We start from the raw sequence: 24925 nt of genomic DNA, 5'->3' as shown, positions 1-24925 counted from the left end.
AAAGAAAACCCTGAAAGTTTCAGGGTTTATTAACAAGATAATATTTATATACTTAAATTATACTTCTCTTTCAGAATCCCAACTTTCAAGATACTCAGCAACGCGTTTCACAAACTGCCCTCCTAGAGCACCATTAACAACACGGTGATCATAACTATGAGATAAAAACATTTTATGTCTTATACCTATAAAATCTCCATCGGGGGTCTCTATAACGGCAGGAACCTTTCTGATAGCGCCCAAAGCCAAAATGGCAACCTGAGGCTGATTGATGATCGGTGTTCCAAACACACTCCCAAATGTCCCAACATTCGTTACCGTATAGGTCCCCCCCTGAATTTCATCAGGCTTCAACTGGTTTAAGCGAGCACGACCCGCCAGATCATTCACAGCTTTGGCCATACCCACCAAGTTCAATCGATCCGCATTTTTAATAACAGGAACAATTAAATTACCATCAGGCAAGGCTGCTGCCATCCCAAGATTTATATTCTTCTTTATTATGATTTTATCACCATCAACAGAAATGTTGATCAATGGGAAATCACGAATAGCCTTCGCGATAGCCTCCATGAAAATTGGAGTAAAAGTCAGTTTCTCTCCTTCTTTTTGCTCGAACGACTTTTTAATTTTATTTCTCCAGTTAACTATTTTAGTAACATCCACCTCAATAAAACTCTGAACATGAGCCGAAGTATGTTTACTCTCCGTCATATGATGAGCAATAAGCTTACCCATTCTGGTCATCTCTATGATCTCATCCTCACCATTAACAGAAACTGGTACTGATGGCGCTATTGGCGCAACCGGCTTCGTTGTTTTCGACTTGATTGCTTGTCCTGACTTCCTGTTTTCAATATAGGCAAGCATGTCGTTTTTGGTTACACGCCCATCTTTACCTGTACCTTGAATAGTATCCAATTCCGTTACATCAATCCCCTCCTCTTTAGCCATATTTTTAACCAAAGGTGAATAAAAACGATCAGAGGCTGAAAAATCAACCTTCGTAGTAGCTACGGTTGCTTTGGCAGACTCCATTGATTCTTCCAATTCAGAAACAGCTTCTTCCATCTGTTCTTCTGGCTCTGCTACATTGCTTTCTGCAGGTGCATCACCTTCAGTCTCTATCACAGCCAAAACCTGTCCAACCTGAACCACATCGTCTACTTCAAAAAATCGCTCGACCAAAACACCTTCAACTTCACTGGGAACCTCAGAGTCCACTTTATCAGTAGCTATCTCTAATACTGCCTCATCCGCTTCAATAGTATCTCCAACTTCCTTTAACCAAGAGGTTATAGTTGCCTCTGCAACACTCTCCCCCATCTTAGGTAATTTTAGTTCAAATTTTGCCATATTTCTAATTCAGTAGTAATTTTTGTTAGTTGCGTTGCGAAATTAATCAAAAAATAGATGATTCGTTAGTAAATCAATAAAAAATATTCACAGTTCATCGATCAATAACTTTATATTCGGTGTATAAAATTAAGGCTTTTACATAAACTCATCCAATTCAAAGAAGCTCTTTTTAACTTTTTAAAGAGTTTTCAAAAGGAATTCGATTCAAAATACTTCTTCCAAGCGTAACCTCATCTGCATACTCCAATTCATCACCTACAGCTATACCTCTGGCAATGGTGGACGTTTTTATATTAAATGGACTTACCTGCTTATAAATGTAAAAATTCGTCGTATCCCCCTCCATCGTCGAGCTTAATGCAAATATAATCTCTTTAACCACCCCTTCTTTTACCTTTTCCACCAGGGAATGAATATTTAAATCACTCGGACCAATGCCATCCAATGGCGATATCTTTCCTCCTAACACGTGATACAAGCCCTTATACTGACCCGTATTTTCTATAGCCATAACATCCCTGATATCTTCTACCACACACACTAAAGACTCCTCTCGCTTAGGATTGGCGCATATCTCACACAAATCGACATCCGAAATATTATGACAATTTTTACAATACTTGATCTCGTTTCTTAAGTTTTGTAAAGCAAAAGACAACCGCTCCGTTTGATCCTTGGGTTGCCTCAATAAATGTAAGGCCAGACGTAGTGCAGTGCGCTTACCAATCCCGGGTAATTGCGAAATTTCGTATACTGCGTTCTCCAATAATTTAGATGAAAAATCCATGCTACGAATTTACGATTTTAGATTCAGCTAGATGATATTCAAATCGAGTTTTGTATTTTGGCTTGTAAATTTTACAAACATCCATGAAGCCTATACATATCCTAATCCTCATCGCAATCTACTTTGCTGTACTAATCATCATTTCATACTTTACTGGTAAAGAAGACTCCAATGAAGCCTTCTTCAAGGCTAACAAATCATCCCCATGGTTCATCGTGGCATTTGGTATGATTGGCGCATCCTTAAGTGGTGTTACCTTTATCTCTGTGCCCGGAGACGTAGGCAGCGGTATGTTTAGCTATATGCAGGTAGTCTTCGGCTATCTTTTCGGATATTTCGTGATCGCATTTGTCCTGATGCCTATTTATTACAAACTCAATGTAACATCAATCTACGAATATTTAGGAAATAGATTCGGGATTGTAAGCCACAAAACCGGAGCAGCCTTCTTCTTTATTTCCAGGGTGCTGGGAGCAGCTTTCAGATTATTTTTAGTTGCAAGCGTTTTACATGAGTTCGTCTTTAAGTTTTGGCACTTTCCCTTTGCTCTAACGGTACTTATATCAGTATTACTTATCATGATTTACACTTTTAAAGGAGGCGTAAAAACAGTTGTTTGGACCGACACCATTCAAACCCTATTTATGCTAATAGCCCTGGTAGTAACTATCGTTTTAATATACCAACAAATGGGCTGGGGTCTTGGGGACTTCCTTGATAGCAAAGAGCTTAGAAAATTTGACAAAATCTTTTTCTTCGACGACTTCATGGCGAAAAATCATTTTGTAAAACAATTTTTAGGTGGAATGTTTATCACCATATGCATGACGGGACTGGATCAGGACATGATGCAAAAGAATCTTACCTGTAAATCACTCAAAGACGCTCAAAAAAACATGATTAGTTTTAGTGTCATTCTGGTATTCGTGAATTTTGTCTTCCTGCTCCTGGGAGCACTTTTGTTCATTTATGCCAATGCGAACAATATAGATATCCCTGTAGTAGATGGAGTAACAAAAACCGACTTGCTTTATCCGGAAATTGCCCTAAAATCAGATCTTGGTATTTCAGTTGCCATATTCTTTACGTTAGGACTGGTCGCTGCTGCATATTCAAGTGCAGATAGCGCTCTTACATCACTAACCACTTCTTTTTGTATCGACTTCCTGAACATAGAAAAGAGGCCACAGAACACCCAAAAGAAAACAAGGAAAAAGGTGCACATTATGATGGCCGGCCTTTTAGTGCTGGTTATAATTAGCTTTTACTACCTGTTAGATCAAAGTGTTATAAGCGGCTTGCTGACGGTCGCTGGATATACATACGGACCCTTACTTGGCTTATTTGCCTTCGGTATTTTTACAAATCACAATATCAAAGATAAAATGGTACCGTGGGTTGCAGCAGTATCCGTTACACTTTCCTATCTTATCGCAAAATTACCGTCAGAATATATCGGTGGATACCAATGGGGTTATGAGTTATTAATCTTAAATGGTATAATCACATTTATTGGCCTGCTAATAATTAGAAAGAAATAATCTTTAATAACAACGAATCAAATTAGAATAATTGAAAAAACTTGCATTAGTAACGGTAAGCCTCATAGTAAGCGCAGCATGCGCTCCTGAGAAAAAACAAAATCATGCTCCGGTAAAGACCTCTATCATTGGCACATGGAAATTAATAACCGGAATAACCATCAAAGACAATGATACAATCATTACCGATTATACAAAAGATCAGGAAATGATTAAAATTATAAACGAAACGCATTTCGCATTCTTAAGGCATGACAAGAATACCAGCAATGACAGCACAGCAGTTTTTGCAGCTGGAGGTGGCCCTTATACAATTGAAGATAACATATATACTGAATATTTAGAATATTGCAATTACCGGGCATGGGAGAATAATTCTTTTTCATTCGAATATTCAATTCATAACGACACGCTTACCACTATCGGTGTTGAGAAAATCGACAAGATCGGCGTAAACCATATTAATATGGAGAAATTGGTTCGGTTAAAATAACCTTATTCATAAAAACCCACACCCTGGTCCTAATACCGTTTGGTGGAAAGCAGAACCAATGTACATGCCACCTCATGCCGAATTTTATTCGCCTCTAAAAGCTCGTAAAAGCTTTCATTTTCAGTGCCCGGATTAAATATAACGCGATTTGGTTTCAAAGAAAGGATGTAATCGTAAAATTCTTTCTGAACCTCAGGTCTAAGATACAAAGTAACAGTATCTATATCTGTATACCGAATCAACTGGTCTTCGACCACAACATCAGCTACCCTGCCTTTATGCTTTCCAAAGGCCACAACACTTTCCCCATACATTCTCAATCGCTTTAGAGCTATATAACTATAGCGGCTTGGCTGAAGTGAAGCTCCCATGATTAAAGTTTTTCCCATTTGTTAAAAAGTGTTAATTATTTTAAAACCGAGTAACACATTAGCTAAGCGGTCGTCAATTAAATACGAAACTAAAACAATTATCATCAATCAAAAAATCAACTAACCAATGAGAAATTTCATTGTTACATTTATGCTGTTAACTTGTATCGGCCTCCAATCCTTCGGACAACCTTCTCCGAATGCAAAGATTGGGTCTATAACCGGTAAAGTAATAGATAAAACACTTAATCAACCTATCCCCTACGCATCTGTAGTTGTAAAGTCTAAAGTAGACGGATCTAATATTACAGGGGGAATTACCAATGACGAAGGTGTATTCGAACTTAAAAACATCGAAGAAGGAACCCACCTTTTTGTGGTACAATTCATAGGATATCAGTCTTTCACTAAAGAAATAACCATTTCCAGAGACAACAGAAAGCTTGAATTAGGTACCATCACCTTATCTGAAAATTCAATTGAATTAGAAGGAGTTAGTGTGGTAGGAGAACGAACTACCATTGAGCAAAAAATAGATCGAAAAGTAATTAATATCGGTAAAGACCTTAGTACTGCTGGTGCCTCGGCTTCAGATATAATGAACAACCTTCCTTCTATTAATGTAGATCAACAAACGGGAAACATTAGCATGAGAGGCAATGAAAACGTTAGGGTAATGGTAGACGGAAAACTCTCAAACATACCGGTTAATCAACTCCTAAAACAAATTCCTTCTACCTCAATTAAAAGCATTGAACTAATAACAAACCCTTCAGCTAAATACAATCCTGAGGGCATGAGCGGTATCATCAATATCATTTTACATAAAAACGCTAATATTGGGTTTAACGGTAATGCCAGCGTTGGGCTTACCTACGATGAAAATGCTAAATTTAATAGTGCTCTCGATTTAAATTACCGAAATGGAAAATTCAACCTGTATGGCAATATCGGAACAAATATTGGCAAAAATAATAACCATGGAAATATTTTTCGGGATGTAGAAAACTCAGAACAACTATTTAATTTTCAGGATAACAACAAATCATACCTGTACAAAGTCGGGGTAGACTTTTATCTCAACGATAAAAACACGATTTCTTTCTTTACTAACCAAAACATTTATGACGGAAAAGCGAAAGGAAACACCAACATTATTTACAACGACGATCCAACAAGAAATTATTTCCAGAATGCCTACAATAAAACAGACAATCATAGTCAACAGTACAACTTTGACTATAAACTTGATTTTGCTAAAGAAGGTCACAATATCGAACTAGAAGTTGATTACAATACTTTTGAAAGTGACAGCGACTTCGATTTTCTTTATGGAGGAAATACCAACCTACAAAACTATTCCGATTTTGTAGGCACCGACAGAACACAGCTAATAAGCAATTTGGATTATGTAAATCCAATTTCAGAAAATTCAAAACTGGAGGCTGGATTAGAAGCCAGATTATATGAATCTGATATCGATTACTCCTCAACCGGACTAACCTTTAATCCGGACTCAGGAAATCTGGAAGCAACTCCCGACAGAAACTTTATTTACAACATGGACATCTATTCCGCCTATGTAACCTTTGCTCATGAATATGAGAAATGGGCTTATCAGTTAGGAGCAAGAGCAGAAACAGTAGACGTAGATGCTGATTTAAACGAGAACAGAGTTTACAACGATGATTATATACAAATATACCCTTCAGGGTTTTTAACCTATACCCCTACTGAAAAAAATCAATACCAATTGAGTTTTAGCCGTAGAGTTGACAGACCGGGATTAAACCAGGTAAACCCATTCAGGGAATGGAGCACTCCGCAAATATCATCACTGGGAAACCCATTACTCGAACCGCAATTCACAAACTCAATTGAAACCAATTATACCCGAAGATTAAAAAATGGAAGTATTACAGCGGGCGTTTTTTACAGGCTTATAGAAGATGAAATCAACAGGGCGGTTTACATCGATAGAGTCGATACCGAAAAAATTATTTTAACCTTCGATAATTTTGATCGAACCTCAGCTTATGGATTAGAAATCTCCTCCAACTACAGACCGACAAAATGGTGGAATTTTAATGCCAGTTTCGATCTCTACTCTCAAACTCAAAGAAGTGTAACCGAGCGATCGATTTCACCAGATGAAAATATCACTATCGACGAGATTATCACCGAAGAAGTTAAGATCACTAATACCCCATGGAACTTTAGAATGAATAACAATTTTAAAGTAACAAAAATATTAACGCTGTCATTATTCGGCATGTATAGATCCAGCGCCAAAGGAATTCAATTTGAAACGAAACCAATGTATTTTGTAAACACCGGAGCTCGTTTAAGCTTTGCTGAGGGTAAAGGAACATTGAGTTTAAATTATAACGACATTTTTAATACTATGCGATTCGCTTTCGAAGGAGAAAACCCATACCAACAGGAAGGTTCATTCCACTGGGAAAGTCAAAGTGTTTACCTCGGACTGTCTTATCGATTTGGAAGTGGTAAAAATAGAGCATTAAGCAGAAAGAACAGAGATGACAACACCAAAGATGCTGGTGGAGGAATCTTATAATAAGATAACTATGCAATTTTTACAAAGTCAATGGTTAGTGTTTTATTGCTAGTTATATTAAATCCGGGAAAAATAACCCGGATTTTTTTGTTCTTTATCAACTTAATCGTAATATTGCAATATAATAATTAACAGAAATGGGTATTACCAAAACAGAAATCTTTACAGAAGAGCAAAATCAGATTGCCAAAATAGCCAAGGTTATTGGTCACCCTGCGAGAGTCGCAATTATTGAATACCTCATCAGAGTCGACCAATGTATCTGTGGCGATTTAGTTGAAGAAATAGGGTTAGCACAACCAACAATTTCTCAACACCTCAGAGAACTTAAGAATGTAGGCCTAATAAAAGGAAATATTGAAGGAACCAGCGTATGTTATTGTATCGATCCAATAAACTGGAATCATATCAAAGCATTGTTCTCTTCATTTTTCGATACCTACAAAAACGAAGCCTGCGATGAACAGTGCTGCTAAAAAAATTTTAATTTATTAATCGTAATATTGCAATAAACAAATTTAAAATGAAAACATCAGAATTTATATCACTGTTGGAAAAACACCCCGACCTTCCATTGTATTTTGAATACAAGCCTGGATTATATACCCGAAATGATTATCATATAACAGAAATTAAAAACGTGTCCTTTGATACAGTTGATTGTGGTGGTATTCAGAACAAATGGGAAGAAACCCATGTACAATTATGGGAAAATGAAGTCCCTGAACCGAATCATAAAATCACAACCTCAAAGGCCCTGAAAATTTTTCAATTAGTTGAAAAAATCCGACCAACATTCCAAAATGTAGAGGTTAAAATTGAATACGGAAACAAAAATTTTCATACCGCCATACTTCCGGTTCATAATATTCAGGTTTATGAAGATAAACTTATAGTCAAGTTAGTGCAGGAGCACACAACTTGCAAAGCTAAAGACCGGGCAACAACAGCTGATGAAAAAGCCGATGCGTGTTGCTCAGCTCCGGCAAAACCTGAAAAGAAAAAAATAAAATTAGCTGAAGTTCAGGAAAACGCTTGCTCACCGGGAAACGGTTGTTGTTAGAAAAATGAATTTCCACACTATCACCACATACAATTACCCTAAGGTAGCTCAAATTTACCAGGCAGGTATCGATAGCGAAAATGCAACTTTTGAAGTGAACGTTCCTACATATCAAGAATGGGATCAAAAGCATTTACCATTCGGACGAATTGCGCTGTTCGATATGAGTAAGATGGTCGGATGGGCTTCTTTATCCAGAGTATCTGAAAGAGAAGTGTACAACGGTGTTGCAGAAGTTAGTATTTACATCGCTCCCAATCAACAAAGGAAAGGAATCGGAACACTTTTACTCCAAAAACTCATTGAGGAGAGTGAAAGCAACGGAATCTGGACACTGCAATGTGGCATTATGAGAGAAAATAAAGCCAGTATTGAACTTCATAAAAAATGTGGCTTCAGAGAAATCGGTTACCGGGAAAAAATTGCCGAACTTCATGGTGTGTGGCGCGACAACATCCTAATGGAACGCAGAAGTAAAAAAATTGGACGCTCATTTTAATTATTTAAACAAATCTAACCACAATGAAAAAGAAACTATCGTTTTTAGACAACTACCTGACACTTTGGATCTTTTTAGCCATGGCATTAGGAGTTGCTATTGGCTATTACATTCCGGGTACAGCAAATTTCATTAATTCATTTAGCTCAGGATCAACCAACATTCCAATCGCTATAGGACTCATTGTAATGATGTATCCACCTTTAGCTAAGGTGAACTACAAATTATTACCCAAAGTTTTTAAAAACACCAAATTACTCTCACTATCCCTAGTACTCAATTGGGTTATAGGCCCGTTACTAATGTTTTTTCTGGCCATCACTTTTTTAAGAGATGAACCGGAATATATGACAGGTCTTATATTAATAGGCTTGGCACGCTGTATTGCGATGGTCCTTGTATGGAATGATCTGGCCGATGGTAGCAGCGAGTATGCAGCAGGGCTGGTAGCCTTGAATAGTATTTTTCAAGTGTTCGCCTATAGCTTTTACGCCTGGATTTTTATCACCATACTTCCACCATATTTTGGTTTCGAAGGCGCTATCATAGATATTTCCATAGCCACTATTGCGGAAAGTGTTGCTATTTATCTTGGCATTCCATTTTTACTAGGGTTTTTAAGCAGAGTGATTTTGGTAAAGCTCAAAAGTGAAGCGTGGTATATGAATGATTTTATACCTAAAATTTCAAAATTAACTCTTATTGCCCTGCTATTCACTATCGTAATCATGTTTAGCCTAAAAGGAGAACTGATTGTAAACATCCCCATGGATGTTGTAAAAATAGCAGTACCATTACTCATTTATTTTGCACTTATGTTCCTGATTGGTTTTGGGATCAGCAAATGGTTTAAGGCTCCTTATGATGAAAACGCCGCTGTTTCTTTTACCGCAGCCGGTAACAACTTCGAACTTGCCATTGCGGTGGCTATAGCTGTATTTGGATTGAATAGCGGCCAGGCATTTGCAGGTGTTATTGGCCCATTAGTAGAGGTACCTGCACTTATTTTATTAGTGAAGGTCTCCTTTTGGTTAAAAAACAAGTACTACGATAAAAAATTAAACACCCAAAAAGCTTAAAATGAAAAACATTCTTGTTCTATGCACAGGCAACTCTTGCCGAAGCCAAATGGCACATGGTTATTTAAAACAATTCACAGCGAATAAAGCTAATATTTACAGCGCCGGGGTCGAAATTCACGGTTTAAATCCTTTTGCTGTAGGTATCATGGCAGAAGATGGCGTTGACATCAGCAAACACACATCAAATCATGTCGATGAATACTCAAATATTGATTTCGATTTTGTTATAACTGTCTGCGATCATGCCAACGAAAGCTGTCCGGTATTTATCGGAAAAACAAAAAAAATTCATCATGATTTTTCCGATCCAAGCAAAGCATCCGGGACTGCAAAAGAATTAATAGAAGCATTCCGAAATACTAGGGATGAGATCAAAGAATTCTGTCATAAGTTCGCAAAAGAAAACATCTAAAATACTACTCATAGATCATTTTAAGTGCAATCAACAACAATAAATCCAAAAAAGCTCGAGGATTCGATTGCACTTAAATTGATTTTCTTTCAAAAAAGTACATCCATAAAGAACGGGAAACCCTGAAATTAAATGTACTAAGCAAAAATGCTAAGATGGCAACACTAATGACCAAAACAATATTTCCAAAGCCAAGAATAAATTTAACCACCACCAATAAGGCAACTAACTCTGCCACAGCCAACGAATAACTTACATACATAGCTCCGAAAAAAAATCCGGGTTCACGCTCAAAAACATAACCACATGCCTCGCATGATTTGTACATTTTAGGCATTTTAAAAAAAATTGGGTTACCGGAGTCTTTAAAAATTGCCCCCTTTTCACATTTAGGACACTTACATTGAATAGCCTTTATATACCTACTCATAGATCAATTTATTTAGATGAACAAATTTCAATAATATAATAAATATGAAGGTTGCCTGATTATTGCTTTTATTTGTACTTTTAAGACATAACCCACTACAGATGTCATTACTCAATATTTTAAATATTCAACAATTCAACAACGGTCAAAAAACAAATGATTTTTATAGCAACACCTTTGAAAAACACATCAAAACACATCATAAAAACATTTCGCATCCTCATAAACACGACTTTTATGTAGTTATTATTTTCACTCGGGGCTCCGGCATACACGAGATCGATTTTCACAGCTACGACATTAAACCCGGTACCGTATTTTTATTAAAACCCGGACAAATTCATAACTGGGAACTCTCAAGGGATGTAAAAGGCTTCATCTTCTTCCATTCAAAATCATTTATAGACCTGAACTACACGAATAACTCAGTCGATAACTTCCCCTTTTTTTATTCATCTCAAAATCCTCCCAACGTTTGTTTAAAAAGTACCCAACTGCCCGCTTTTTTAAACTACTTCAAAGAGATTAATCAAGAACAAAAACAAGATTACATTTTTAAATACCAAAGAATCATTTCACTTATTAATCTTCTATACATAGAGCTAACAAGAGTTTATTTAACAGGCTCAATACCGTCCGTACAACCACATATCGATTCTGAACGAATAAAAACGCTGGAACTCCTGATTGAAAAACACTATAAAAAAACAAAATTTGCCTCCGACTATGCAGAAATGATGCACCTGAGTCCAAAGCATCTCAATCGCATCATTAAAAAAGCACTTAACAAAACTACCTCAGACCTGGTAATGGAAAGAGTTATACTGGAAGCAAAAAGAATGCTCATCTATGCTAAAGGCTCTCTTACTGAAATTGCGCACGAATTAGGATACGAAGATTACGCTTATTTCTCCAGGGTTTTCAAGGAAAAAACCAGTATATCTCCCAGCCAGTTCGCGAAAAACTATCAATAAAAAAGTCGTTGCAAAAACAACGACTTTTTTATTGATTTTATACTTCGTATTACCATTTAATAATGGCGCTTCCCCATGTAAAGCCACTTCCGAATGCAGCTAACACAACGGTATCTCCTTTTTTAATCTTTCCTTGTTCCCATGCCTCTGTTAAAGCTATCGGAATCGAAGCAGCGGTGGTATTCCCATATTTCATGATATTATTGAATACCTGTTCGTCCTTTAACTTGAATTTCTGCTGTATAAACTGTGAAATTCTAAGGTTTGCTTGATGCGGAATTAAAATATCAATATCTGAAACTGAAAGGTTATTCGCCTCCAAACCTTCATTAATAACTTCGCTAAAACGAACCACTGCATTTTTAAAAACAAACTGACCATTCATATACGGATAATAAGAAGTATCCTCCGGATTATTATCTTCAATAATATCCGTAACCCATCTTTTACCCATTCCGGGAGCTATTAAAGACAATTCTTCCGCATACTGCCCTTCAGAATGCATATGGGTAGACAACACACCTCTCGATGTATCTTCCTCTCTGGTTAATACCGCTGCACCGGCACCATCACCAAATATTACAGACACTCCCCTTCCTCTGGTAGTCATGTCTAATCCTTTAGAGTGAAGTTCCGATCCTATAACCAATACATTCTTATACATGCCCGTTTTAATATATTGATCGGCAATCGAAATAGCATAAACAAACCCGGAACATTGATTTCGAATATCCAGGGCTCCCACGGTTCGAAGACCTAAATCCCGCTGTACTAATACTCCTGGACCCGGAAAATAATAATCCGGACTCAAGGTGGCAAAAATAATGAAGTCTATATCCTCTTTAGCTACGCTCGCTCGTTCAATTGCAATTCTGGCAGCTTCTACACCCATTGAAGTCGTGGTTTCACCACTTCCTTCTACCACATGACGACGCTCCTTAATTCCCGTTCGTTCCTGAATCCACTCATCATTAGTATCCATCAACTTCGATAAGTCATCATTCGTCACAACATTTTCGGGCACATAATAACCAAGCCCTGCAATTCTAGAATTATACATATTCATATAATATTAGTTCATAACAAAATACTGTTTTTCAGAACAAAATCAGCTCTGCAATTTAAGTATTTATAAAATAAGATCACTTAAAATGATTTATTCTTAATAATAGTGTCATCTTGTCACTTCACTATCGGTATGGTATTTTTTTTGCCATAGGTGGTTCGTGAAGAATAACATGAAAAACACAATTCTATGACAACTGGAAATATTAATGTATCTGTTGAAAACATTTTTCCGCTGATAAAAAAGTTTTTATACAGCGACCACGAGATCTTTTTAAGAGAGTTAATATCAAATGCTACGGATGCAACTTTAAAGCTAAAACACCTTAGTAATATAGGGGAAGCTCAAGTTGACTATGGAGATCCGATGATAGAGATCAAAATTGACAAGGAAAATAATAAACTTCATATTACCGATCAGGGTATCGGTATGACTGCCGAAGAAGTGAAGAAGTATATTAACGAAGTGGCTTTTTCAGGGGCAGAAGAATTCCTGGAAAAATATAAAGATTCCGCAAAAGATAGTGGGATCATTGGACACTTCGGACTTGGTTTCTATTCTGCATTTATGGTGGCAGACAAAGTTGAAATTATTACTAAAAGCTTTAAAGATGAACCTGCGGCGCATTGGAGCTGTGATGGTTCACCGCAGTACGCCTTGGAAAAAGCCGATAAAAAAGACAGAGGTACTGAGATCATCCTTCATATCAACGAAGACTCAAAAGAATTTCTGGAAGACAATAAGATCGCCGAACTTTTAAACAAATACAATAAGTTCAATGCAATTCCGATAAAGTTTGGCACAAGAACCGAAACCCTGCCTAAACCGGAAGATGCTAAAGAAGACGATCCGGCACCTACGAAAGAGGTAGACAACATTATCAATAATACACAACCGGCATGGACTAAGCAACCTGCCGACCTGGAAGATGAGGACTACAAAACCTTTTATCGTGAATTGTACCCAATGCAATTCGAAGAACCCTTATTCAACATTCACTTAAATGTTGATTACCCTTTTAATTTAACCGGAATACTTTATTTTCCAAAACTTTCTAACGATATCAATCTGCAGAAAGACAAAATTCAATTATATCAGAATCAGGTTTTTGTAACAGATAACGTTGAAGGAATTGTCCCTGAATTTTTAACGATGTTAAAAGGAGTTATAGATTCTCCGGATATTCCATTGAATGTCTCAAGATCCTATCTTCAGGCTGATGGTAATGTGAAGAAAATTTCAAGCTATATTACACGTAAGGTTGCTGATAAACTTGCATCATTATTCAATAACAATCGTGAAGATTTCGAACAGAAATGGAACGATATTAAGATCGTGATCGAATATGGTATGCTTTCAGAAGAGAAGTTCTTCGATAAAGCTCAAAAATTTGCCCTTTACCCGACAGTGGATGGAGATTATTTAACCCTGGAAGAGTTAAAAGAGAAAATAAAAGACAATCATACTGACAAAGACGGGAATACAGTAGTACTATACGCTAGCAATAAAGACATCCAACACAGTTACATAGCAGAAGCCAAAGAAAGAGGGTACGAAGTGTTACTATTAGACTCACCAATCGTTTCTCACCTGATTCAAAAGTTGGAAACCTCGAACGAGAAATTCACCTTTGCCAGAGTTGATGCCGATTCTTTAGATAATCTCATCAAAAAAGATGAAGAGAAAATCTCCAGGCTATCTGATGAAGAAAAAGAGAAACTAAATACAGTTCTGGAAGAGGTCGTACCGAAAGAAAAGTACACAGTAAAACTCGAAGCACTGGATAGCGCTGCCTCCCCTTTTGTGATAACGCAACCTGAATTTATGCGTAGAATGAAAGAAATGAGTGCTACTGGTGGCGGAGGCATGTTCGGTATGGGCAACATGCCTGAAATGTACAATCTGGTAGTAAACACCAATCATGACTTAATAAGTCAGATTGTAAGCACCAAAACTAAAGCGAAGCAAGAACGACTGATTAAGCAATCATTAGATCTTGCCCGTCTATCACAAGGCTTATTACAAGGTGAAGAACTTACAAACTTCATCAAGCGAAGCTATGATATGATCAAGTAATTAATTGAAACTAATTATCATATTTAAACCACTTCTTAATTAAGAAGTGGTTTTTTTATTACCCTTGCCGGAGTTTTGTTGCTTGGAACAGATGATCTTTATCCGTATCTTAGTAGAGTTGCTTTATTAAAAATAAAACACCCGCAAGTGAAAACATTATTTCAAAAACTAAAGCTTGAAAACCAACAAGAGATTTTGGTTATAAATGAACCGGATGGCTTTAACGAACAGCTTGCCGAATTAACAGGTATTGATGTAATAGAATCTTTGGTTCAGATAAATCAGGTAGAATTTGCGCTTGTTTTTGTAAAAACAATAGAAGAATTTGAGCGTCAAACGCAAACCCTGTTACCCAAATTAAAAGATGATATCGTATTATGGGTAGCGCATCCAAGAAAAGTGTCCAAAACCCTGAAAACTGATATTACGAATGATTACGCCTGGTCACCACTGATCAAAAATTGTTATACCCAGGTAGGATACCTGAAAATAAATGATGATTGGGAAGCCCTGCGATTTCGTAAACTCGAATATACCAAATGCAAGGAAATCAAGAACCGTTAACCATTCTTACCAAAAAAACCATAATTACTTATGAAAAACTTTCTGTTTGCTCTGAGTCTTATACTATCGATTACTGCCTGTAAGCAAGAAGATAAGAAAGAAACAATTTTAGAAATAGACCTTCCCCCTATAAATGAAGTTTTTGAATCCTATTACCAACAAAGTCTCAAACTCAACCCAATCAACGCAACCTTTGCCGGAGACAATCGATTCAATGACAAACTACCCAACAATATCACTAAAAACTATAAAGAAACAGCGTTAAATGTTTTTCAAACCTATAAAGATTCCCTGGAACTTTACGACGATACATATTTAAACGACGAAGAAAAGTTAAGCAAAGCTGTTTTACTTTGGGAACTTGATCAAAATATCAATCTCCTGAAATTTAAAACCCATTTGATGCCCTTAAACCAATTCTCTGCCATGCACCTTACTATTGGGCAATTAGGAAGTGGAAGTAGTGCCCAACCGTTCAAAACTATATCTGATTACGATAATTGGCTGTCAAGATTAGATAAATTTTCAGTCTGGATAGACTCTGCAATAGTGAATATGAAAAAAGGAGTTGAAGAAGGATACGTGTTGCCAAATTCACTCATCCTTAAAACAATTCCCCAAATTAAAGACCTGACCAAAACTCCGGTAGAAGAGAATTTATTCTTTGCCCCTGTTAAAATGATCCCGGAAAACTTCACCAAAGAAGAAAAAAGTCATGTGACATCATCCTATACACAAACGATTAAAGACAAGGTGATTCCTGTAATGGATCGTTTGAACACGTATTTAAATGATCAGTATCTGAAAGCCGGAAGAACGTCCTCAGGAATTAGTGATATCCCTGATGGCAAGGAACTTTATAACGCCCTGATTAAGCAATACACCACAACCAACATGACAGCCGATGAAATACATCAGTTGGGATTAAGTGAGGTGGCACGTATTAAATCGGAAATGGAAAAAATAAAAAAAGAAGTTGGTTTCAATGGAGACCTCAACGCTTTCTTCGACCAGGTCCGTAATAAAAAAGAATTAATGCCTTACAACCAACCTCAACAGGTCATCGACCACTTTAATGAGATTCATGAAAAAATGAAGCCTAATCTCATCACATTGTTTGATCTTACACCAAAAACAGCTTTTGAAGTTCGAAGAACAGAAGCATTCAGAGAGGCTTCTGCCAGTGCCGAATATAACCCAGGCACCCTGGACGGAACCAGACCGGGTATCTTCTATGTGCCAATTCTTAACGTCGAAAAATACAATATCTACTCCGACGAAGACCTGTTCTTACATGAAGCAATTCCAGGTCATCACTATCAAATTTCACTTCAACAGGAAAATGAAGAACTCCCTGATTTTAGAAAAACATTATGGTATTCTGCCTACGGGGAAGGATGGGCGCTGTACGCGGAATCTCTGGGGAAAGAATTAGGACTTTATAATGACCCATATCAGTATTTTGGAATGTTGAGTGCTGAAATGCATAGAGCCATACGTCTGGTTGTCGATACAGGAATACACGCTAAAGGATGGTCCCGTGAAAAAGCAATCCAGTATTCCCTGGATAATGAAGCGGAAAGTGAAGCCAGTATCATTGCAGAAATTGAAAGGTACATGGCTATCCCTGGTCAGGCATTATCCTATAAAGTAGGACAGTTAAAAATTCTTGCACTACGACAAAAAGCCGAAAAGGAACTCGGTAACAAGTTTGACATCAAACAGTTTCACAATAAAATATTAGAGTCGGGTTGTATTCCTCTTAAACTATTAGAAGATAAAATCAATCAGTGGATTACCACTCAAAAATAATTAAATCACCCCCGGCATTTCCAGCGCTATGAAGCCTTGAGAATTGCTGTTTAAATATAAGCTTATGTTACCATGGCATCTATACCTAATGGCCCTGCTATACGTATGTGCTGGCATTATGCATTTTTTGAAACCAAAAATATATTTGCGCATCATGCCCCGGTATTTACCAAATCATAAAGGACTCGTATGGTTTAGTGGTCTTGCAGAAATTATATTGGGCATTTCAATTTGTATTCCGGCAATTAAAAATATCGCACTATATGGAATTATCTTAATGCTTTGTATTTTTCTCTTGGTACATTTCTATATGCTCAGCAGCGAAAAGGCTTCGGCCGGATTCCCAAAATGGCTCCTCCTGAGTAGAATACCCCTGCAGTTTGTACTGATGCTTTGGGCATATTCCTATATAAATTAAAAAGAAAAAGGCCGTTGGGTACGGCCTTTATCATTAATTAACTCAAAAAAATCAAATCGCCTAAGCAATTCACTTATAAACAACCACTATAAGCTTCTACAGGTTAAGTTCGCCTTATTATCTAAGGAAATATTGTTATAGTCTAAACACTTTAATAATCCAGCGAAAAAAGTCAAATAAAAAAGATTTCCAATTACCTCTGATGAGTTTCCGCTAATCATCATTACCAGGGTTAAAACTCCAAATAATACTAAGCCTGCTATAAGACTTGGTTTAGTGAAGAAACCCGGTAAAAGAAACAATCCTAATCCAAATTTGATAAAAGGAAGACAAATTAATAACGCTTGAAATACATTATTCTCTAATAAAATGTTTCCTCCTGAAGTACTAACAATATTCGATGAGAGCTCATTTAAAGCAACAGTTTCTCCATATCCCGCAAACATTAATTGCGCTCCTACAAAGATTCTAATTCCAGCATAAAACAACTTCATCAACACTTTAAATTTCAGCACTTTATCCTTTTTCCGAGCGCAAAAATACTATGTGAAAATAATAAAACAAGCATTTTATCGGAAATTTTATAAACTTTAACACCAAATCGTGCTATAAACTGATAATCAATACTCTATTGCCAAATTATCATAAAATGGCATTCAAAACCTTAGCCAGTCGAATTCCCCCTTTTAACAATTGATACCTCACCTGACTAAAATTTTCATACATATACCCATATCCTAATTTAGCACCTGAATCAGCTGTTGCATACACTTTATCAGCCAGCTTTTGTGATTCATAAGTCCAGTCCAAAATAGTACCTTCCTCAATAGCTTTTCGCTCTTTCCTGCTTAACTTCGGAAGGTTCTCTGCAAGTTCAGAATAACTCATCTTATAATGATTGATCATATCGCTATCCCAAACCCGATGCAAATTAGTCCCTTTATTAAACCATCTAACCTGAATGTCATTACCTCCCTTGTCTTCAGCCCTCCCTACGTGCAAAGGCTGATGCAAATCACCTATTAAATGTACAAGCATTTTTAAATAGAAGGCCTTATCATCTTTAGTAGCCTCCTTTTGCTGAATCACAGCAATGCACTTTTCGATTCCCTGTATAATATCACCATGCGCCGAGGCATCATGTGAATCGTATAATCCCCCGGATGGAATATTCACATAATGCCACGGATTAAACTCTTTATATCGCTTATCTGATTTGATATCGTCTCCAAAAGTAGATACTAAAGCTAAACTCTGACTATCTAACAATAAATTCAACTTTCTTTTAGTACTGCCTTTTAAGTATTCAGTCGCTACCTCTCCGACAACCCTATGACCGGTAGATCCCCATATTGAAGTCTCTGCCAAACAAAACTGACTCGATAGCACTAGCAATAATAACAATCTTTTCATTCTTTATTTTTTTTCAAAAGTAATTATATCAATGAAATCTAAATGTTAAATATCGGAACTATTAAAAATTAATTCAATATCTTTATGATATCATTTTAATATCATACAAAACTATCATTATGACAAATGAAAAAATAACATCTGGCTTAAACGGATATCTTATGCTCTTTGCGGCAATGATCCTTTTCTTCGGAGGCTTGTATATGGTAATCTCACAATCAAATACGATGTTCCTCATTGCGATAATAATTGCTTTATTCATACTTCCGGGATTCACCCTCGTAAATCCAAATAACTCGAGGGTTCTTTTACTATTTGGAAAATATGTAGGCACAATTAAGAAAAATGGATTTTATTGGGTGAACCCATTCTTTACAAAAAAGAAGATCTCATTACGAGCCAGTAATTTCGATAGTGAACGATTAAAAGTAAATGATAAAATTGGAAACCCTGTCATGATTAGTACTATTCTGGTATGGAGAGTGACCGACACCTATAAAGCAGCATTCGACGTTGATAATTATGAAAACTTTGTACGTGTCCAAACGGATGCAGCAGTTAGAAAATTGGCAAGCATGTACCCATACGACAACTTTGCAGATGAAGGACTGGATGAAGACATCACCTTAAGATCTAGCGTAAATGAAGTCAGTGAAGACTTGGAGAAAGAAATTCAGGAACGCCTGGCTATGGCAGGGATCGAAGTTTTAGAAGCCAGAATCGGTTACCTGGCCTATGCTCAGGAAATCGCCAATGCAATGCTTAAACGTCAACAGGCCACCGCCATTGTTGCCGCCCGTCATAAAATTGTAGAGGGAGCTGTAAGTATGGTGGAAATGGCACTAGATGAATTAAGCAAAAAAGAATTGGTAGATCTGGATGAAGAACGTAAATCAGCCATGGTGAGTAACCTTATGGTAGTACTTTGCTCCGACAAAGATGCAGCCCCTATAGTTAATGCAGGAACCTTACACCATTAAAATTTCAACATGAAAGAATATAAAATCCTAAAACAAAAATCAAACCTTTTTACAAATACAGACAAGAATTTTGAAGCAGAATTAAATGGGTATGCTCGCGATGGATGGCGCGTTGTGACAGCCGTATTCAGCGATAAAAATTTCGCAATAAAAGCCATCCTCGAACGCGATAAAAATGAAAGATAATGAAAGTCTTTACTGAAGAGCAGCGGTTTAATCAATGGTGGATCTACGCTACTTTAATATTGGCCTTTATTGGTGCTTTAATTCCATTCATCCTGGAAAAAAATAAATTAAATAATGGAGATAAAGAATCAGTTACAGCATTAGTGATCATAATAGTTACCATGGGACTCATATTTATCCTGATCCGAACTGTTAAACTAACCACCAAAATAAATGAGATTGGTATTCACTATAGATTCTCACCAATTCAGAGAAATGATAAAACCATCAAATGGGGAGAAATCAAAATGTGTAAAGTAATTAAGTATAACCCGATCAAAGATTATGGAGGCTATGGTTGGCGCATTGGTTTTCGCGGAAAAGGCAAAGCACTGAACATAAGAGGTAATAAAGGCATTCAGATTATTTACAAAAACAATAAAAAATTGTTAATAGGCACCCAAAAACCGGAATTGGCCGATAAAACAATTACAACCTATTTTAATCCTATTACGACAACATGAAACAGCTCGTTTTTTATATATGCCTCTTCACCAATCTTATATGCCAGAGTCAGGACATAAAGCAGGAAGAAGTGGCACTCTATAATGACAACATTGCATTACCCGGAACGCTAAGTTACCCCGGATCAAATGAAAAAATGCCCCTGGCCATCTTTATTCATGGCTCCGGTAATGTAGACAGAAATGGCAATCAAAAACTCGGCACCATAGAAATCAAAGCCAATTATATTAAACTATTGGCTGATAGTTTAAATGCAAGAGGTATTGCCTTTTATCGCTATGATAAGAGAACATCTATTGCAGAGAATATTAAATTAATGTCCGATAAAACGGTTTTCGAAGATCTTGTTACAGATGTTAAAGTAATTATTGATTACTTCAAAAAAGATAAACGCTTTACAAATATTACCCTCATAGGGCATAGTCAAGGTTCATTAACCGCCATGCTTGCACAGGACACTAACGTCACCAATTATATATCCCTTGCAGGACCATCTGAAGATTTTGAAACATTAATAATGCGTCAGATAAACGCTCAAAGCGCAGCACTTTCTCCTACCGTAAAAGCGCATTTTGAAGAACTTAAAAAAACAGACACCATTTTAAACGTTAACCCTTATCTGGTTGGAATATTTGCCCCTGCAAATCATCATTTTCTTAAATCATATATAGCCTATAAACCTTTAGAAGAGATAAAAAATGTTAAAGCCAGAACATTAATTATTCAGGGAGATGCCGACATACAAGTAAGGATTGAAGATGCAAAAAATCTATTCAACGCAAAACCCGATGCAGATTTGAGAATTATAAAAGATATGAATCATGTACTAAAAGAAGTACATACATTAAAAGAAAATAACGAATCATATTATTCTGCTAATTTTGCACTCGCTTCAGAACTAGTAGAAACTATTACTGAATTTATTAATAAATAATATGCCTAAGAAAAAAGCATTTGCATTAAGGATCAATGAAGATATGCTAAAAGCAATCGAGAAATGGGCTGCTGACGAGTTTCGTAGTACCAATGGGCAGATCGAATGGATGCTGATGCAAAGCTTAAAGAACGAAAATAGAGATCCGAAAACTAAAAAAGAAAAAGAATAATGCCTTATAAAATATTATTTACCGATATAGACGGCACCCTTTTAGATAAAAACCGGGATGTATCAGCATTTACCATTTCAGAAATTCAGAGGATAAAAGATTACGTTCCTATTGTGTTGGTTTCAGCAAGAATGCCAAAGCAAATGCATCACATACAAGATAAACTAGGGGTAACAGACCAACCCCTTATTTGTTATAACGGAGCCCTGGTAATAGCAAATAATAAAATATTGCACAACCTGGAGATTCCCGGCAATTTATTAGAACGTATCATTTCTTATAATGAACAAATTTCAGCAGAAAAATTTCATCTAAGCCTTTTTAACAACGACGAATGGTATGTAGAACAATACGATTATTGGGCCAAAAGAGAAGAAAATAATACCAGGGTAACACCCGAAATCAAATCCAACATCGAGACTTTAGAAGATTGGAAGAACAAAAATAAAGGTGCTCATAAAATTACGTGTATGGGCGAAGCTCATTTAATAGAAGAAGCCTTTCAATATTTTACTAAAGAATTCGGGAATGACCTGCATCTATACCGTTCCAAAGACACTTATATTGAAATTGCTCCCAAACAAGTATCAAAACTTACCGGTATCCAAAAATTGCTGGACCTGCACTTTAAACTGTCTATTGATGATGCAATCGCTTTTGGAGATAATTACAACGACACCGAAATGATAAATGCCGTAGGTCATGGCGTTGCAGTAGCAAATGCAAGAGACGAAGTAAAAGCAGTGGCAAATGCCATTACGCTTCATCACAAAGAAGATGGCGTTGCTAAACACATAGCTAAACTATTTAAAGACTAAAATAGGTCTATATTTTCGGACTATTATTTCAACAAAAATCAAAGCCTCCCTCAAACCTCATCGGTTTTAGGGAGGTTTTGGTTTAAAATAATGTTAAATACTGTAACTTTACCTTTAACAAACACACTAGTTAACTGAAACACCAAAATTAAAAGAATGAAAAAAATATTCATAACCGTACTTACGGCTGCTATTTTATATAGTTGTGGCCCCAAAGTAAATGACTTGGCAACCAACCTTCCGGTAAATGCCAGCATCGATTTGGTCAATGTAAAAGATGACAAAGTAAAAGTAGAAGTGGACCCGGGGAGGTTCACAACAACCTCCATTAATTTTTATATCCCTAAAACAGTCCCTGGAACCTATAGCAATAACGATTACGGACAGTTTATAGATGATTTTAAAGCCTTCGATTACGACGGTAACCTAATGCAATCAAATCGGGTAGACAAGAACACCTGGCAAATTTCGAATGCTCAAAACCTCGATAAAGTAACTTATTGGGTAAACGATTCGTTCGACACAGAAACACAGGTAGACGAGGCCGTTTTCTCCCCTGCAGGAACGAACATCGAAGCAAATACCAATTACTTTTTAAACCTTCACATGCTAGTGGGGTATTTCAACGATCTTGACCAACGGCCATATCAGATTTCCTTCACCCACCCTAATGGGTTTGTCGCTTCAACTTCTTTAAAAGAAGTCGCGAACCAAAAGGAAAACACAGATACATTCTATGCCAATCGTTACTTCGAAGTAACAGACAATCCGATAATGTATTCAAAATTAGATAGTGAAACCTTTACCGTGAATGATATTGAAGTTACCCTATCTGTATATTCACCTAATGGAACCTATAAAGCTATAGATATCAAAGAAGATATGGAGCGCATGATGAAAGCCCAAAAGACATTTTTAGGAGACGTCAATGCAACCAAAAGCTATCACATTTTATTATACCTAAGTACCGGACAGGAAAATGATGCGACCGGATTCGGAGCCCTGGAGCATCATACATCAACTACCGTGGTACTTCCCGAGTCAATGCCTAAACAAGCCTTGATTGAAACCATGATCGATGTGGTTTCTCATGAGTTCTTTCATATTGTAACTCCACTATCTGTACACTCGGAAGAAGTACATTATTTCAATTATAATGATCCGGCAATGTCTAAGCACCTATGGATGTATGAAGGAGTTACAGAATATTTCGCAAATCTGTTCCAAATTCAACAAGGATTAATAAGCAATGAAGCATTTTATGATCGTATAAATCAAAAAATTCAAACCGCTAAAAATTACGACGATAACATGTCCTTCACCGTAATGAGTGAAAACATCTTAGAGGAACCCTATAAAGGTAATTATGTTAATGTCTATCAAAAGGGAGCCCTTATTGGCATGTGCATTGATATCATTATCAGAGAACAAAGTAATGGTGAGAAAGGAATCCTATGGCTAATGAAACAGCTGTCAGACAAATATGGAAAAGACAAACCTTTTGACGACGATACCATTATTGACGAAATCGTAAAACTAACGTATCCTGAGGTTGGTGATTTCTTCAATAAACATGTCATCGGAGACACACCAATAAACTATACCGCGTTCTTAAATAAAGTCGGATTAGCATTTACCGCTAAAATGGAGGAAACCGGGTATTTAATGAACGGACAAATTCCATATATCGATGTGAAGCCAGGCTCAAAAGAGGTTTTCTTCAGAAATACAAAGCTGAACTCTTTTCTGACCGATTTAGGAATTCAGGGTGGAGATATAATCAAATCCATTAATGGAACAGCATATAACCTGGATAATATTCGTGACATGATCATTGGTTCATTCGGTTGGCAACCAGATCAGGATATTACCATGGTAGTAGTACGAGAAGGAAAAGAAGTTACCCTCTCAGGTAAAACAAAAACGCCTATGGCCGAAGTAACCGCCATCGTTGAGGAAGCAAATGCAAGCAGCGATCAAATTGCACTTCGAAACGCCTGGATGAAGAATTAAATGTATGCACAAAACATCATAAAAAAAGCGGGGTTAAACCCCGCTTTTTTTTATTTATATGTCCCGTCCTAATATAAGTTGACACAAAAACGACTTATTTATGAAAGACAAGACGAACAAAGGGAACAAACGCACACAGCGCGATTATAACCTAGGCTTTAAATTAGCTGTGGTCTCGCAGGTAGAAAAAGGCGAGATGACCTACAAGCAAGCTCAAAAACACTACGGGATTCAAGGTAGAAGCACAGTTTTGGTTTGGTTAAGAAAACATGGTACCTTAGACTGGAGCAAACCAAACCTATTTATGAAATCCAAAGAAACACCTGCACAGAAAATTAAACGTTTAGAGCGTGAGTTAGATGATGAAAAACTAAAGAACA

28 protein-coding genes are annotated in these 24925 nt (G+C 36.8%); 21 read left to right on the top strand and 7 right to left on the bottom strand.

Annotated elements, in window-relative coordinates; genetic code table 11:
- Positions 1 to 57 precede the first annotated feature (57 nt).
- Positions 58 to 1356, bottom strand: a complete 1299-nt coding sequence (locus tag BM361_RS13480; RefSeq protein WP_074979494.1) for a dihydrolipoamide acetyltransferase family protein — start codon at positions 1354 to 1356, stop codon at positions 58 to 60.
- A 172-nt stretch (positions 1357 to 1528) separates the two neighbouring features.
- Positions 1529 to 2146, bottom strand: a complete 618-nt coding sequence (gene recR, locus BM361_RS13475) for a recombination mediator RecR (protein WP_038261448.1) — start codon at positions 2144 to 2146, stop codon at positions 1529 to 1531.
- Between the two features lie 83 nt (positions 2147 to 2229).
- Between recR and BM361_RS13470 the strand changes: the two genes are divergently transcribed.
- Positions 2230 to 3687 (top strand): sodium:solute symporter, encoded by a 1458-nt coding sequence (locus tag BM361_RS13470; RefSeq protein WP_074979493.1) that lies wholly within the window; start codon positions 2230 to 2232, stop codon positions 3685 to 3687.
- Between the two features lie 31 nt (positions 3688 to 3718).
- Positions 3719 to 4180, top strand: coding sequence for a lipocalin-like domain-containing protein (locus BM361_RS13465; RefSeq protein WP_074979491.1), 462 nt, complete (start codon positions 3719 to 3721; stop codon positions 4178 to 4180).
- Between the two features lie 29 nt (positions 4181 to 4209).
- Here BM361_RS13465 and BM361_RS13460 read toward each other — a convergent pair whose 3' ends face one another.
- Entirely contained in the window at positions 4210 to 4569 is a 360-nt protein-coding gene (locus BM361_RS13460; protein WP_038261439.1) for a CoA-binding protein, read from the bottom strand.
- 109 nt (positions 4570 to 4678) lie between these two features.
- Here BM361_RS13460 and BM361_RS13455 point away from each other — a divergent pair, with 109 nt between their 5' ends.
- The 6 genes from BM361_RS13455 (at position 4679) to BM361_RS13430 (ending at position 10185) form a co-directional block, all read left to right on the top strand.
- Positions 4679 to 7129 carry a TonB-dependent receptor gene (locus BM361_RS13455; protein ID WP_074979489.1) on the top strand — a complete coding sequence of 817 codons (2451 nt, stop codon included), beginning with the start codon at positions 4679 to 4681 and terminating at the stop codon, positions 7127 to 7129.
- Between the two features lie 137 nt (positions 7130 to 7266).
- Entirely contained in the window at positions 7267 to 7605 is a 339-nt protein-coding gene (locus tag BM361_RS13450; protein ID WP_038261433.1) for an ArsR/SmtB family transcription factor, read from the top strand.
- Between the two features lie 47 nt (positions 7606 to 7652).
- On the top strand, positions 7653 to 8192 hold the full coding sequence (locus tag BM361_RS13445; RefSeq protein WP_038261431.1) for a DUF6428 family protein: 540 nt from the start codon (positions 7653 to 7655) through the stop codon (positions 8190 to 8192).
- A 4-nt stretch (positions 8193 to 8196) separates the two neighbouring features.
- Positions 8197 to 8691: a GNAT family N-acetyltransferase gene (locus BM361_RS13440; RefSeq protein WP_074979487.1), complete on the top strand. Its 495-nt coding sequence runs from the start codon at positions 8197 to 8199 to the stop codon at positions 8689 to 8691.
- A 23-nt stretch (positions 8692 to 8714) separates the two neighbouring features.
- Positions 8715 to 9770, top strand: coding sequence for an ACR3 family arsenite efflux transporter (gene arsB / locus BM361_RS13435; RefSeq protein ID WP_074979485.1), 1056 nt, complete (start codon positions 8715 to 8717; stop codon positions 9768 to 9770).
- Between the two features lies 1 nt (position 9771).
- The gene (locus BM361_RS13430) at positions 9772 to 10185 is read left to right on the top strand and encodes an arsenate reductase ArsC (protein WP_074979483.1); all 414 of its coding nucleotides are present in this window, start codon (positions 9772 to 9774) and stop codon (positions 10183 to 10185) included.
- Between the two features lie 73 nt (positions 10186 to 10258).
- On the opposite strand, the gene BM361_RS13425 is transcribed toward BM361_RS13430, so the two are convergent.
- The gene (locus BM361_RS13425) at positions 10259 to 10513 is read right to left on the bottom strand and encodes a DUF983 domain-containing protein (RefSeq protein WP_254785835.1); all 255 of its coding nucleotides are present in this window, start codon (positions 10511 to 10513) and stop codon (positions 10259 to 10261) included.
- 203 nt (positions 10514 to 10716) lie between these two features.
- Between BM361_RS13425 and BM361_RS13420 the strand changes: the two genes are divergently transcribed.
- On the top strand, positions 10717 to 11589 hold the full coding sequence (locus tag BM361_RS13420; RefSeq protein WP_074979481.1) for an AraC family transcriptional regulator: 873 nt from the start codon (positions 10717 to 10719) through the stop codon (positions 11587 to 11589).
- Between the two features lie 49 nt (positions 11590 to 11638).
- Here the strand turns inward: BM361_RS13420 and BM361_RS13415 are convergent, their stop codons facing one another.
- Positions 11639 to 12649 carry a 3-oxoacyl-ACP synthase III family protein gene (locus tag BM361_RS13415; RefSeq protein ID WP_074979480.1) on the bottom strand — a complete coding sequence of 337 codons (1011 nt, stop codon included), beginning with the start codon at positions 12647 to 12649 and terminating at the stop codon, positions 11639 to 11641.
- A 195-nt stretch (positions 12650 to 12844) separates the two neighbouring features.
- On the opposite strand from BM361_RS13415, the gene htpG reads away from it, so the two are divergent.
- From htpG to BM361_RS17160, 4 genes are all read left to right on the top strand, one after another.
- Positions 12845 to 14731 (top strand): molecular chaperone HtpG, encoded by a 1887-nt coding sequence (gene htpG / locus BM361_RS13410; protein WP_074979478.1) that lies wholly within the window; start codon positions 12845 to 12847, stop codon positions 14729 to 14731.
- Positions 14732 to 14878: 147 nt separating this feature from the next.
- Positions 14879 to 15295, top strand: a complete 417-nt coding sequence (locus BM361_RS13405; protein WP_074979813.1) for a hypothetical protein — start codon at positions 14879 to 14881, stop codon at positions 15293 to 15295.
- Between the two features lie 30 nt (positions 15296 to 15325).
- On the top strand, positions 15326 to 17107 hold the full coding sequence (locus BM361_RS13400; protein WP_074979476.1) for a DUF885 domain-containing protein: 1782 nt from the start codon (positions 15326 to 15328) through the stop codon (positions 17105 to 17107).
- A gap of 64 nt (positions 17108 to 17171) precedes the next feature.
- Positions 17172 to 17525 (top strand): DoxX family protein, encoded by a 354-nt coding sequence (locus BM361_RS17160; RefSeq protein ID WP_074979474.1) that lies wholly within the window; start codon positions 17172 to 17174, stop codon positions 17523 to 17525.
- Positions 17526 to 17611: 86 nt separating this feature from the next.
- Here the strand turns inward: BM361_RS17160 and BM361_RS13390 are convergent, their stop codons facing one another.
- Positions 17612 to 18040: a hypothetical protein gene (locus tag BM361_RS13390; protein WP_217643777.1), complete on the bottom strand. Its 429-nt coding sequence runs from the start codon at positions 18038 to 18040 to the stop codon at positions 17612 to 17614.
- Positions 18041 to 18167: 127 nt separating this feature from the next.
- Positions 18168 to 18938 (bottom strand): S1/P1 nuclease, encoded by a 771-nt coding sequence (locus BM361_RS13385; RefSeq protein WP_074979470.1) that lies wholly within the window; start codon positions 18936 to 18938, stop codon positions 18168 to 18170.
- 119 nt (positions 18939 to 19057) lie between these two features.
- Between BM361_RS13385 and BM361_RS13380 the strand changes: the two genes are divergently transcribed.
- From BM361_RS13380 to BM361_RS13345, 8 genes are all read left to right on the top strand, one after another.
- Positions 19058 to 19918, top strand: coding sequence for an SPFH domain-containing protein (locus tag BM361_RS13380; protein WP_038261393.1), 861 nt, complete (start codon positions 19058 to 19060; stop codon positions 19916 to 19918).
- 9 nt (positions 19919 to 19927) lie between these two features.
- A complete protein-coding gene (locus tag BM361_RS13375; protein ID WP_083425954.1) occupies positions 19928 to 20104 on the top strand; it encodes a DUF4177 domain-containing protein in 177 nt (58 codons plus the stop codon).
- Positions 20104 to 20607, top strand: a complete 504-nt coding sequence (locus BM361_RS17155) for a hypothetical protein (RefSeq protein ID WP_038261389.1) — start codon at positions 20104 to 20106, stop codon at positions 20605 to 20607. The genes BM361_RS13375 and BM361_RS17155 overlap by 1 nt, the downstream gene beginning before the upstream one ends.
- A complete protein-coding gene (locus BM361_RS13365; protein ID WP_038261387.1) occupies positions 20604 to 21542 on the top strand; it encodes an alpha/beta hydrolase in 939 nt (312 codons plus the stop codon). The genes BM361_RS17155 and BM361_RS13365 overlap by 4 nt, the downstream gene beginning before the upstream one ends.
- A gap of 1 nt (position 21543) precedes the next feature.
- A complete protein-coding gene (locus tag BM361_RS13360) occupies positions 21544 to 21714 on the top strand; it encodes a type II toxin-antitoxin system antitoxin (protein ID WP_074979468.1) in 171 nt (56 codons plus the stop codon).
- A complete protein-coding gene (locus BM361_RS13355; RefSeq protein ID WP_074979466.1) occupies positions 21714 to 22532 on the top strand; it encodes a Cof-type HAD-IIB family hydrolase in 819 nt (272 codons plus the stop codon). Before BM361_RS13360 ends, BM361_RS13355 begins: the two co-directional genes overlap by 1 nt.
- Before the next feature lie 156 nt (positions 22533 to 22688).
- Positions 22689 to 24545, top strand: coding sequence for a M61 family metallopeptidase (locus BM361_RS13350; protein WP_074979464.1), 1857 nt, complete (start codon positions 22689 to 22691; stop codon positions 24543 to 24545).
- Positions 24546 to 24645: 100 nt separating this feature from the next.
- Positions 24646 to 24925 (top strand): helix-turn-helix domain-containing protein (locus BM361_RS13345; protein WP_074979462.1); only part of this gene is annotated, 280 nt, incomplete at its 3' end.

This window comes from Zhouia amylolytica (assembly GCF_900116365.1).
In the GTDB taxonomy this organism is placed as follows: domain Bacteria; phylum Bacteroidota; class Bacteroidia; order Flavobacteriales; family Flavobacteriaceae; genus Zhouia; species Zhouia amylolytica.
This window is presented reverse-complemented; position numbering and strand designations above follow the sequence as displayed.